This is a genomic window from Romboutsia sp. LXY-2 (assembly GCF_056171995.1).
In genome coordinates, this window is record NZ_JBKFGI010000008.1 from 306,644 (window position 1) to 319,463 (window position 12,820).

12 protein-coding genes are annotated in these 12,820 nt (G+C 29.9%); 11 read left to right on the forward strand and 1 reads right to left on the reverse strand.

What is annotated here, in order from left to right; all coding sequences use genetic code 11:
- Positions 1-5: 5 nt before the first annotated feature.
- On the forward strand, positions 6-1,232 hold the full coding sequence (locus tag ACI48P_RS15110) for a DEAD/DEAH box helicase (RefSeq protein WP_475217136.1): 1,227 nt from the start codon (positions 6-8) through the stop codon (positions 1,230-1,232).
- Positions 1,233-1,404: 172 nt separating this feature from the next.
- On the opposite strand, the gene ACI48P_RS15115 is transcribed toward ACI48P_RS15110, so the two are convergent.
- Positions 1,405-1,623 carry a hypothetical protein gene (locus ACI48P_RS15115; RefSeq protein ID WP_475217138.1) on the reverse strand — a complete coding sequence of 73 codons (219 nt, stop codon included), beginning with the start codon at positions 1,621-1,623 and terminating at the stop codon, positions 1,405-1,407.
- 199 nt (positions 1,624-1,822) lie between these two features.
- Here ACI48P_RS15115 and ACI48P_RS15120 point away from each other — a divergent pair, with 199 nt between their 5' ends.
- The 10 genes from ACI48P_RS15120 (at position 1,823) to ACI48P_RS15165 (ending at position 12,668) form a co-directional block, all read left to right on the forward strand.
- Positions 1,823-3,256 (forward strand): helix-turn-helix domain-containing protein, encoded by a 1,434-nt coding sequence (locus ACI48P_RS15120; protein WP_475217140.1) that lies wholly within the window; start codon positions 1,823-1,825, stop codon positions 3,254-3,256.
- The gene (locus tag ACI48P_RS15125) at positions 3,240-4,247 is read left to right on the forward strand and encodes a zinc-dependent alcohol dehydrogenase (protein WP_475217142.1); all 1,008 of its coding nucleotides are present in this window, start codon (positions 3,240-3,242) and stop codon (positions 4,245-4,247) included. Before ACI48P_RS15120 ends, ACI48P_RS15125 begins: the two co-directional genes overlap by 17 nt.
- Before the next feature lie 213 nt (positions 4,248-4,460).
- Positions 4,461-4,850: a hypothetical protein gene (locus ACI48P_RS15130; protein WP_475217143.1), complete on the forward strand. Its 390-nt coding sequence runs from the start codon at positions 4,461-4,463 to the stop codon at positions 4,848-4,850.
- Positions 4,851-4,867: 17 nt separating this feature from the next.
- Entirely contained in the window at positions 4,868-5,512 is a 645-nt protein-coding gene (gene fsa, locus ACI48P_RS15135) for a fructose-6-phosphate aldolase (protein WP_475217145.1), read from the forward strand.
- A 56-nt stretch (positions 5,513-5,568) separates the two neighbouring features.
- Positions 5,569-6,390, forward strand: coding sequence for a transketolase (locus tag ACI48P_RS15140; protein WP_475217147.1), 822 nt, complete (start codon positions 5,569-5,571; stop codon positions 6,388-6,390).
- Between the two features lie 25 nt (positions 6,391-6,415).
- Positions 6,416-7,408, forward strand: coding sequence for a transketolase family protein (locus tag ACI48P_RS15145; RefSeq protein ID WP_475217149.1), 993 nt, complete (start codon positions 6,416-6,418; stop codon positions 7,406-7,408).
- Between the two features lie 88 nt (positions 7,409-7,496).
- Positions 7,497-8,519: a zinc-dependent alcohol dehydrogenase gene (locus ACI48P_RS15150; protein ID WP_475217151.1), complete on the forward strand. Its 1,023-nt coding sequence runs from the start codon at positions 7,497-7,499 to the stop codon at positions 8,517-8,519.
- A 90-nt stretch (positions 8,520-8,609) separates the two neighbouring features.
- Positions 8,610-9,431 (forward strand): SDR family NAD(P)-dependent oxidoreductase, encoded by an 822-nt coding sequence (locus ACI48P_RS15155; RefSeq protein ID WP_475217153.1) that lies wholly within the window; start codon positions 8,610-8,612, stop codon positions 9,429-9,431.
- Between the two features lie 55 nt (positions 9,432-9,486).
- Entirely contained in the window at positions 9,487-10,512 is a 1,026-nt protein-coding gene (locus ACI48P_RS15160) for a zinc-dependent alcohol dehydrogenase (RefSeq protein WP_475217155.1), read from the forward strand.
- Positions 10,513-10,697: 185 nt separating this feature from the next.
- On the forward strand, positions 10,698-12,668 hold the full coding sequence (locus tag ACI48P_RS15165; protein ID WP_475217157.1) for an oxidoreductase: 1,971 nt from the start codon (positions 10,698-10,700) through the stop codon (positions 12,666-12,668).
- Positions 12,669-12,820 lie beyond the last annotated feature (152 nt).

Below are 12,820 nucleotides of genomic sequence, written 5' to 3' on the forward strand. Positions count from 1 at the left end.
AATAAATGCAATTTATAGATTTAGACATAATTAAACCAATACAAAAAGCACTAAAAGAAGAAGGGTATGTAAAACCAACACCAATACAAGCACAGTCAATAACACCATTATTAGAAGGTAGAGATTTATTAGGATGCGCACAGACTGGTACGGGTAAAACAGCATCTTTCGCAATTCCAATAATACAACAAATATATAATAATAAAAAATCACTAAAGGGCAAAAGAACTATAAAAGCAGTAATATTAGCACCTACAAGAGAATTAGCAATACAAATAGAAGAAAACTTTGCAGCTTATGCAAGACATACAAATATAAAAAGCTTGGTAATATTCGGAGGAGTATCTCAGAATCCTCAAACTAAAGCATTAAAAGAAGGCGTAGATATACTAATAGCTACTCCAGGTAGAATGCTTGATTTATACAATCAAAAATTCTTAAATTTAAATGATGTTAAGCACTTTGTTTTAGATGAAGCTGATAGCATGTTAGATATGGGTATGATACATGATGTAAAAAAAATAGTTAATTGTCTTCCAAAGGTTAGACAAAACATATTTTTCTCGGCTACTATGCCAAAAGAAATAGCAAAATTAGCAGATTCAATGTTCAAAAATCCAGTTAAGGTAGAAGTTGCACCAGTATCATCAACAACTGAGATGGTTGAACAAAATATTTATTTTGTAAGTAAAAAACAAAAAACTAATTTACTTATAGAACTATTAAAAAATAAACCAGAAGAATCTGTACTTGTGTTTTCAAGAACAAAGCATGGAGCAAATAAAATAACACAATCTTTAATATCAGCATCAATAAGTGCGGCGGCAATACATGGGAATAAGTCTCAAAATGCAAGGCAACTAGCATTAAATGAATTTAAAGAAGGTAAGATTAGAGTATTGGTGGCAACTGATATAGCAGCAAGAGGAATTGATATTGATGAACTACCATATGTAATAAACTATGATTTACCAGAAGTTGCAGAGACTTATGTTCATAGAATAGGAAGAACAGGAAGAGCTGGAAGAAGCGGTAGAGCAACAGCATTTTGTTCAATGGAAGAAAGAGATCTTTATAAGGCTATAGAAAAACTTATAAATAAAAAAATTGAAGTTGTAGGAGAACATAGTTTTATAGCTAGTGCATATGATGTAACAGCAGCACCTAAAAAAGACTATAGAAGAAGTAGAAAACCTAACAGAAGTAACAATAAAAATAATAATGTAAAGTAAATAAATGCATGGCTTGAAATTACTAAATATTTTAAGCCATGCATTTTTATATAAATTTATTCGATTAGAAGAGGAAACTTTAACCTAATTATAGAATAATTATAAATAATTAATAGAATTATATGATAATTATAAATATTTGATAGAATTATATGAAATTTTGTAAAAAACATTAATTATCATTTTCTTCTAAAGAATTCTCTATAATATTATACATATGAGATTTATCATAGCTAGTTATAATCTCATTTTCTTGGCAGAAGTTTAAAAAGTGTTTGAATACACTTTTAGTTTGTTCAACATCGTATTTATTATCAATTTTTTTGTCATTTATCATAGTTAAGCAATTTTTTAAATCTTTTTTTAGATTATAAAATTTATTACTTTGCATGAGTTAGCCTCCAAAATATATATTTAATTATTAAAGGTAAATTAAGTTTATACTTTCATACTAGCACCAAGAAAAGAAATTTTCAACAAGTAAAATAAATATAGCAAAATTAGCTGTTTTAGAGTTTAAGATTTCAATGATACATATTTAAATATTATAGAATTTATTTATATAAACGAAATAATGAGAGGAGTATGGAATGCTAAACATAATGGTGGTTTCGGAAAATAGAATATTACTAAAAGACATATACTCATACTTATATGAAGAAGAAAAATATATAATAAGTATTATAAATTATAGTGCCAATTCACTTGAAGAATTTATTAAATTGAAACCTGATATTGTAATACTTGATGCGAATACTATAACTCCTTATAATACAATAATAAAGCAATTAAAAAGTTGTAACTGGCAATATGATATGATAATTATCCATAACAATGATTATATAGATGTTACGATAGAGGAAAATAAAAAATGGTTAAATAAAAGATATTTATCAAAAGAAAAGTTGATTAATACATTGGAAAATTTATATGAAAATATAAATAACAGAAATGAACGTGGAGATAATTATATATTTATATCAGAAGAAAAAATTTATTTGAAATCAAATCTAAATTTTTATACTCTTTTATTCGCAAAATATACAGGAAAAAAGAACGTAATTTTTACACAAGAGCAGTTTGAAAAGTTTAAATTAGAAATTTCAGCATATGGAAACATAGATATAATATGCAAAGAAAATAAGGATATATTATTATCTATATCGAAACAAGTTAATACCAAACTAGAATTAAAGAGGATTATAAAAATAGTACAAAAATTTTGTTTTGGAGATTATTCGATACTTCTATCGGAAAAAGTTAACTGGAAAGATTTGCAATATAAATCTAGTGAAATTGTAGAACTATCAGAATATGCATATTTTTATCATGAACAAATTATTTATGTAGAAGAACTATATAAGCAAATAGATAATATTTATATAAAAGATTTAAATAATGAATATATAAAGGTAATAAATGCTATATTTTTGAACAATGAAAAAGATATTATATATAAATTAAAGAATATATATATTCGTACCATAAAGGAAAAATTAGATTTTAATGCGATTTATTATATTAGAGGAATTATAAACATTTTAGATATACTGATTAAATGTATAACAAATAAAGATTTAGAAGAATTAAATTTCAAACACACAAATATAGAAGATGAGTTTGAATATAGTAAAAATAAATTTTTACAATACACTAAATTAATTAATGAAAGAAAGATTCCTAAGATAGTTAAAAAAGCAGTTTTATATATTTTTGAGAATGCAACAAAAGATATTAGTTTACAAACCACGTCACAGGATATGGATGTTAGTAAGGTTTATCTGAGTAGAGTTTTTAAAAAGGAGATAGGAATAACTTTTATGGACTTTCTTAAGATTGTAAAAATGTACAATGCAAAGCATTTATTGACTTATACAGATTTAAAAATATATGAAATTTCAGATCAAGTTGGATATTTTGACTCTCATTATTTTTGTCGACAATTTAAGAAAAGAACGAGTTTCACTCCAGAGGAATATAGAAGATTTTCAAGAAAGGAGCAATATTTTGAAAGCTCTATGTAAAACTAATGAAAAAATTGTAAAAATATGTGAGGTTGAAGAACCTTATGTTAATGAACCTGATGATGTAAAAATTAAAGTGAAGTATGCAACTCTTTCATCTGAAGACAGAAATATTAATAAAGAAGAATACTACTTTTCTAGAGATGGTATATTGGGACATGAAATGTGTGGTGAAATTGTAGACCTAGGAGATGAGGCTAAAAGAGATGGTTTTAATATAGGGGATAAAGTAGGTGGAATTCCTATTGTATATTGCGGTAAATGTAAATTATGCAAAAAGAATAAGTATAACTGCTGCTTAGAAATTAAAATAACTGAAGGAACAATATGTGAATATATTGTTTGGAAAAGTAAACAACTTATAAAATTAGAAGAGGATACATCTTATAAGTCTGGTTGTTTGATAGAAGATATTTCTGGTGCTATAGAAACTATTGAAAGTGCAAACGTTTATTTTGGAGATTCCGTTGGAATACTTGGTGCAGGCACTATTGGATTACTATCTCTTGCATTAGCAAAAATAAGGGGAGCAACAAACATAACTGTAATAGAGCCTATAGATTATAGACGAGACATGGCTAAGAAGTATGGAGCTAATTATGTATTAGATGCCAATGATAAGTTTATTAATAATAAGATTATGAATATTACTGACTTTGTTGGATTTGATGTGATTATAGATACATCAAGTAACAGTGAGGCAGTTAATAGAGCACTAAAGTATTTGTCTAAGGGAGGAAAGCTAATTATTAATGCTCCATTTAATGAATACGAAAAAATTCATTTAGACTTACAATATATATATATAAATAATATAGAGATACATACAACATTTTTTTCAAATAATAAAATCCATAAAACAAAAAAAATATTAGAAGTAATGAATTTTGACGATTTAGTAGATAAGGAATATCCTTTTGAAAAGGCCGTAGAAGCATTTGAAATAAATAAAAGTTGTAAGAATATAAAAATAGGCATAAATATGACATAAAAAATAACTATATTTCCATATATGTGGGAATATAGTTATTTTTTATGCAAAAAATCCACTAGATATTTAAAAAGAAATAATAGGTTAATATTATCCACCAAATTAACAAACAAATGAAAATAATGTCTCGTTTTTAAAATAGTAAAAAATAAATATCATTATATCATAAAGGTAAATTAAGTTAAGTTAAGTAAAACAAAAGGTGATGTAATTATGGCGGTAAAATTTTTAAGTCAGAACTGGGTAGAAGAAATGACAGTAAAGTTACAAGAAAGTTTTAACACCAATGGAAATGTAAGTATAATTTTTGTGCAGGTAGTAACAGACACACCAGAAAATGTACAAAAGTGGATGTTCTTATCTTTAGTAAAAGGTAAATTTGTAAGTTATGAGGTCGGAGAAGGTAAACCTCCTAAATATGAACTTTCTGCCATAGGAACTTATAACACATTTAAAAAGATTATAAGAGGCGAACTGAATGGAGCTAAGGGTATTACCTCAGGAGAGCTTAAATTAGGTGGGAATGTATTAAAATCTATGGGTTTACTATGGGTTTATGAAAAAATTGAAGAGGCTCAACGATCTATAGAAACTGAATTTTAATTGGGAGAGGTGATTGCATGAAACTATTTATTGACACAGCAAATATTGAAGAAATAAAAAAAGCAAATGACTTAGGTGTAATTTGCGGAGTAACAACTAATCCAAGTTTAATTGCAAGAGAAGGTCGTGTATTTGAAGAAGTTGTGAAAGAAATAACTGAAATAGTAGATGGACCTATTTCTGCTGAAGTTATATCACTAGAAAGTAATAAGATGGTTGAAGAAGCTTTAGAATTAGCAAAAATACATGAAAATATAGTAATAAAAATACCTATGTGTGAAGAAGGATTAAAGGCAACTAAAATTTTAAGTGAAAAAGGTATAAAAACAAATGTAACATTAATATTTTCATCAGTACAAGCTCTTTTAGCAGCTAGAGCTGGTGCAACATATGTAAGTCCTTTTTTAGGAAGATTAGATGATATAGGTGCTGTAGGTATGGGACTTATAGAGGAGATTGTCCAAATATTTGCTGTACATAATATAAAATCAGAAATTATAGCAGCAAGTATAAGAAATCCAATACATGTTATGGAATCTGCTAAGGTGGGGGCTCACATTGCTACTATTCCATATAAAATAATAACTCAAATGATTAGTCATCCATTAACATCATCTGGTATAACTAAGTTTTTGACGGATTGGGAAAACGTTCCCAAATAATGTGGAATATTAAAAAATTAATATAAAGTAAAAATAATTTTAGGATGGTGAGAAAAATGTTAAGTGAAGTAAAGTTAAATGAACTTAGAGAGTATTCTAAAGAAATAAGAGTACAAACATTAGAGCAATTTGTTGCTAGAGGTTTTGGTCATCTTGGAGGATCAATGTCAATAGTTGAAATCTTAGCCGTTTTATATGGTGAAGAAATGAAGTATGACCCTAAAAATCCTAAGTGGGAAGGAAGAGACTGGTTAGTTTGCTCTAAGGGACACGCAGGACCTGCAGTATATGCAGCTTTAGCATTAAAAGGATTTTTCCCTGTGGAAGAATTAAAAACTTTAAATCAAAGAAATACAAACTTACCAAGCCACTGTGACCAAAATAAAACTCCTGGTATAGATATAACTACAGGATCATTAGGTCAAGGTCTATCAGTAGCTGAAGGTGTAGCCTTAGGTCATAAATTGAAAAGTATGGATAACTACACGTACTGTATAGTTGGAGATGGTGAGTTACAAGAAGGGCAAAACTGGGAAGCTATAATGTCAATTGCTCAATTGAAATTAGATAATGTCATATTATTTGTAGATAGTAATAAGGTTCAATTAGATGGACCAGTTCATGCAATAAATAATCTAGAAAGTTATGATGCTAAATTTAATGCATTTAATTGGCATACATTAAGAGTAGATGGCCATGATTTAAATGCAGTACAAGAAGCTATACAAGCTGCAAAAGCACATAAAGGTCAAGCAACGGTAATAATATGTGACACAGTTAAAGGTAAAGGTATAGTTTGGGCAGAAAATGAGTTCAATCATCATATAGAAGTTAGTAGAGAAATGGCAGACAAAGCTATAGAAGCTATGAATGCATAATTAATGAAGAGGGGGATTGAAATAAATGAGCGTTATATTATCAAAAACAAACGAAGCTTGTAAAAACAGTATGGCTTCTGCATATTATGAGTTCCTTGTAGAAGGAATGAAAGATGAAAGAGTAGTTCACGTAGATGCAGATTTAGGTTTATCTCTTTTAAAATTTGATATGTTAAGTATTATGGAGAAATATCCAAAGCAATGGATAGATGTTGGTATACAAGAAGCTAATGCTGTAGGTGTAGCATGTGGTCTTTCTAATACAGGATTTATACCTTTTGTTCACTCTTTTGGACCATTTATGTCAAGAAGAGTTTGTGATCAGGTGTTTATTTCGGGAGCATATTCGAAAGCAAATGTAAAAATTATAGGTAGTGACCCAGGAGTAATGGCAGCATTTAATGGTGGAACTCATATGCCATTTGAAGATGTTGCAATAATGAGATCTATACCAGAAATGACTGTAGTTGAACCTTCAGATACTATAATAGCTAGACAAATATTTGAAGAAGTAGCTAAAGCAGAAGGTATGCATTACATAAGGTTTACTCGTAAAAATGCTGCTCAATTATATGAAGAAGGTTCTACATTTACAATAGGTAAAGGTAATGTAATAAAAGAAGGAACTGATGTTACTATTATAGCATCTGGAATAATGGTAGAAGAAGGACTTAAAGCTGTTGAACTATTAAAAGAAGAAGGAATATCAGCAAGACTTGTAGATATGTTTACGATTAAACCTATTGATAGTGAATTAATAATAAAATGTGCTCAGGAAACTGGTGCAATAGTTACTGCAGAAAACCACAGTGTAATAAATGGTTTAGGAGCTGCAGTAGCAGAAGTAGTAAATGATAATTGCTTAATTCCATTAGAAAAAGTAGGGGTACAAGATTTATTTGGTCAAGTTGGGGATGTTGAATTCTTAAAAGAAACATATGGATTAACCGCTGCAGATATAGCCAACAAAGCTAAAAAAGCTATTGCAAGAAAAGTAGAGTGTGCAGTTACTTTATAATAACTTGTAATATGAAAATGTATTAATAATAAGGTTTGATATTGTTAATATCAAACCTTATTTTGAAATTAAAGGGGGATATTAATACGTGAAAGCTATATGCTATATGAAACCAGGCTTAGAATTATTAGACATACCAGAGCCAGAAGTAACTCGAGATGATTATGTAAAAATAAAGGTTGCTTATTCAGGGATATGTGGAACAGATGCTCATATCGCTGAAGGTCACTTTGACCCAATGGTACCTATAACACCGATGCCACTTGGACATGAAACTAGTGGTGTTGTAGTTGAATTAGGACCAAAAGCAAATGTAAAGGGATTAGAAATTGGGGATAAGGTAGCATTTTATTTCAATTTACACTGTGGAAAATGTCATTTCTGTAGAAATGGTCAAGAAAATTTATGTACACATATTCAAGCAAATCTTAGCACTATGTGTGAGTACATAATAGTAGGAGAAGAACAGGTATATAAACTTCCAAAAGGAATTTCTTTATTACAAGGAGCATTATCAGAGCCAGTATCATTCTGTTTGAGAAGTATAGAACAGGCAAAAGTATCTCCAGGTAAAACAGTAATTATATCTGGTGGTGGAGCAATAGGCCTTATGACATTACAACTTGCAAAACTTGCTGGCGGAAGTAAGATTACAGTAATCGAGCCAATAGAGTCTAAAAGAAAGATAGCATTAGAATTAGGAGCAACTCATGTAATAGATCCAATAAATGAAGACTTAAGTAATAGAGTTAATGAAATTACAAATGGTTTAGGGTTTGATTGTGTATTAGAATGTTCTGGTGCACGTTCAACTATACAGCCTATGCTTGATATAGCATCTTGTGGAGCAGATGTTGTTTATGCTGCAATGTATGGAGGACATAAATTAGAAGTAGACCTTTGGATGTTATTTGCTAAAGAAATAAATATAACAGCACCTCATCAATCGCCATATACTTGGGAGAAAACAATGAATATTTTACCAGATTTAAATTTAGATATATTTACACAATGTGTACTTCCTATAGAAAAATACAAAGAAGCGTTCGCAGAACAAAAATCATCTAAACATACCAAAGTTATCATAAAAATAGATCCGTCGGCTCAATAGATTTATAAAATCTGTAAAATCAATAATAGTTTATGACATATTGTATTCCGATAAAGTATTACCAGATATATATTAAAAGGAGAGAATTAAATGTCTAAAGTATTAAAAATAAATGAGTTACCAAGTATTAAAGACAAGTTTTCTTTAGTAGGAAAAAAAGCTTTTGTAACAGGTGCAGCTGGAGGAATAGGTAGATCATCAGCAGCTGCATTGGCAGAATTAGGCGCAGATGTTGCTATTATGGATATTCCACCTAAGAAAGAAGCATTAGAAGAAATAGCAAGAGAATTGTCTGATAAACACGGAGTAAAAGTATTACCTATAGTAGGAGATGTATCTAGCGAAGAATCTGTAAATGCAATGTTTGCTGAAATAGAAGAAAAGTTTGGAACACTACATGTAGTTCATAGCAATGCAGGAATAAATATGATGGATGATACTTGTGAAATAAGTACAAAATCATGGCAAAAAATGTTAGATGTAAATTATACAGGTATGTTATTAATATCAAGAGGGGCTGCTGAGTTAATGAAAAGACATAATCATGGTGGTTCTATTATATTAACAGGATCCATGTCTGGCATGATAATAAATAAACTCCCTATGAATAGTTTATCTCAAGTTGCTTACTGCTCTACAAAGGCAGCTGTAAATCATATGACTAAATCTTTAGCCATAAGTTATGTAGATTATGGAATAAGAATAAATAGTATAAGTCCAGGATATATATTATCAGGATTACACGATGAAATACCATCTGAATTCATAGATTATACAGCTCAAACAGTTCCTATGAAAAGATATGGTACATTAGATGAAATTGTTGGTGTAATAGCAATGCTTGCTACAGATTTATCAAGTTACATGACTGGTTCGAATATTGTAGCTGACGGTGGATATACAATCTGGTAAAAGTATAATGATAAATTTTTTATAGTAAATATATATTAAAAAATGGGGTTGTAATATGAAAAGAAAAAGCGCTGTATTAATAGGACCAAAAGAATTTAAAATCGTTGAAGAACCAATACCAGCAGTTGGAGATAATGACATAGTAGTAAAATTAGTAGCTTGCGGTTTATGCCATACAGATGTGCCAACTTATTTAGGTGCAAGTGACTTGAAATTTAATAAATATGGTCAACCACAACCTGTTCCAGGTGTTGAATTTCCTGCTATGACTGGTCATGAACCTGTAGGTATAGTACAAGAAGTAGGTAAAAATGTAACTAAATTTGAAGTAGGAGATTTTGCTGGTGGGTTTGTTCAGCATGCTTTCGCTTCACATCTTGTAATAAATGAAAACATGATATTTAAAATATCAGATAAAGTTGAAGATTTAAAACATTGTCTTGCAGAGCCTTTAACGTGTATAAGTAATATATTAAGAGTTGCTAATCCTAAGTTTGGAGATTATACAGCTGTAGTTGGATGTGGTCTAATGGGATTATTAACTATAGCAGGATTATCTAAATGCGGAGCAAGGGAAGTAATAGCAATAGATTTTTCTGAGGAAAGATTAGAAAAAGCTAAAGAAATGGGAGCTACAATAACAATAAATCCTTCAAAAGTAGATATATATGATGAAATACAAGAAATTACTAATGTAAATGGTGTGGATGTAGTAGTAGAAATAACAGGAAGTTTAAAAGGATTAAATACGGCACTTAAAATAGTAAGAAATGCTGATATATTTGGTTATAAAGGAAGAGGAAAAATACTTACATCTTCTGTTTATGCAAGACCAGAAGAATGGGATCCTGAGATGGGTGCAAACTTAATGTTAAAAGCACCAGTACTTCATTCTGCTCATCCTACATATAGTGATGATTATGAGAGAGATGTAATGATAGGTGTGGATGCCTATATTAAAGGAATATTACCTATGGATAAATTAGTTACACATGAATTTACTTTAGATGAAATAGGAAAAGGATTCGAAATGTTAGCATCTGGCGATCCTTCGATGTTAAAAGGAATAGTTGTATTCTAAAATTATAAAAAAAAAATTAGTATATAAATAGGGAGAAGGTTAATGTAGCTATCTCCCTATATTTGATAAACTGCATTAGAGGTAAGGGAATATATATATAAATCATTTTGCAAGGGGTACAATTTCAAGAGCTAGAAAAATCATAGTATTATAGGTTACGTGGTGGATAAAAGGAGATTGATATTATGAAATATAGTTTATTAGAATCATCAATGAATATAGGAGATGTAAAAATCAAAAATCGTACAGTTATGGCTGCTATGGGAGTTGCTATGGCAGATATAAATGGTATGCCTACAGAAAGAATAATTAAATATTATGAAGAGCGCGCAAAAGGTGGAGTAGGATTAATTATTCCTGAGTTTACAAAAGTAAGTGACATGGGGCCAGGTACATTATTTCAATTATCACTTACAACAGATGAGCATATTGAGCCGATGAGTAAATTAGTGGATACAGTTCACAAATATGGTACAAAGATATTTATACAGCTACACCATGCAGGAAGACAAACATATAGTATGTTAATTAATGGAGAGCCAGTAGTTGCTCCATCAGCAATTCCATGTGGAATTTGTCAGCAGGAGACAAGAGCGTTAGAAATAAATGAAATAAAAGAAATTATAGATAAATTTATAAATGCTGCATATCGTGCAAAGCTTGCTGGTGCTGATGGAGTAGAAGTTCATGCAGGACACGGATATTTATTAAACCAATTTTTAAGTCCAAATACAAATAAACGCCAAGATGAGTATGGTGGAAGTACAGAAAATAGATGCAGGATAGTATGTGAAATTATCCAAGGAATAAAAGAAAAATGTGGTGAAAGCTTTCCTATAAGTGTGAGAATCACGGTAGATGAATTTCTTCAGTACATCGATAAGTCAGGTCAAGGAATAAATCTAGATATGGCTATAGAAATATGTAAACTACTTGAAAAATCAGGTGCAGATGCATTAAATGTTACTTGTGGTACTTATGAAACAATTACAACATTTATGGAGCCAACGTCTTATCCAGAAGGATGGAGAGTATATCTTGCAGAAACAGTTAAAAAATCAGTTAATATACCTGTATTTGGAAATGCAGTAATACGTAATCCCAAATATGCTGAAGAAATTTTACAAAATGAAAGTGTGGATTTCATAGCAATGGGAAGAAGTTTTCTGGCAGATCCATACTGGGTTCAAAAAGCCTTTGAAGGTCGTGACAGTGAAATTAGAAAATGCATTAGTTGTTTAAGATGTGTAGAAACATTTAATGCAAGTCCTATGACGCAAAAACCTTTAGAGTGTAGTGTTAATCCTGTACTAGCAAAAGAAGTAGATTATCCATTAGAACTTAATAAGGATGGAGAAGATAGAAAAGTAGCTATTATAGGTAGTGGCCCAGCTGGATTAGAGGCAGCTCGTATATTAGCTATGCGTAATTTTAAACCTGTTATTTTTGAATCAGGTGATGATATAGGTGGTCAGCTACGTTATGCTAAAAAGCCACCTAATAAAGAGCGTATTAGTTGGCTTACTAAATACTACAAAAATACATTAGAATCATTGAATATTGAAATTCGTTTAAATACAAGTGCAACTATTGAGAATTTAAAAGAGTTATCTCCTTATGCAGTAATAGCAGCAACAGGATCAAAACCAATTATTCCTCAAAGTATATTAGGAATTGATAATAAAAATGTGTACCTTGTAACAGATATATTATCAGGGGAAAAAGTAATTACAAATAAGAAAGTGTGTGTAGTAGGGTCTGGTATGACTGGTATAGAAACAGCAGAAATGCTAGCTGAACAAGGAAATAAAGTAAGTATTATTGAAATGGCAGATAGTATAGCACCAGGAGCATTCTTTATGAATGTAATAGATGTTATGTCGAGAGTAAATAATCATGATGTTAATATATTACTAGGTCATAAGCTAGTTGAAGTCAGAGAAGATTCTGTTGTTATGGAGAACTCTCAGGGCGAAATAATAGAGCATAATACAGATATAGTTGTATTATCTCTTGGTGTTACGAGCGAAAATAGTTTATATGAAGAGATAAAGAATGAATTTGATAAAGCTTGGAATATTGGAGATGCAAATAAAATAGGGCGTATTGGAGATGCTGTTAGTGAAGGATTCCAAGTAGGGTATAATCTGATATAAGATAATAGAAATAGATTCATTAGAAAAGTATTTTTCAGAGAGATCCTTATATTAGGCTCTCTTTTTTTAAAAATAATGGAATAAGGTAGATGAATGTAATTATAATCAACTTGCTAGAGTAAGAGATATTTATAAAAAGTTGGGAGGATACC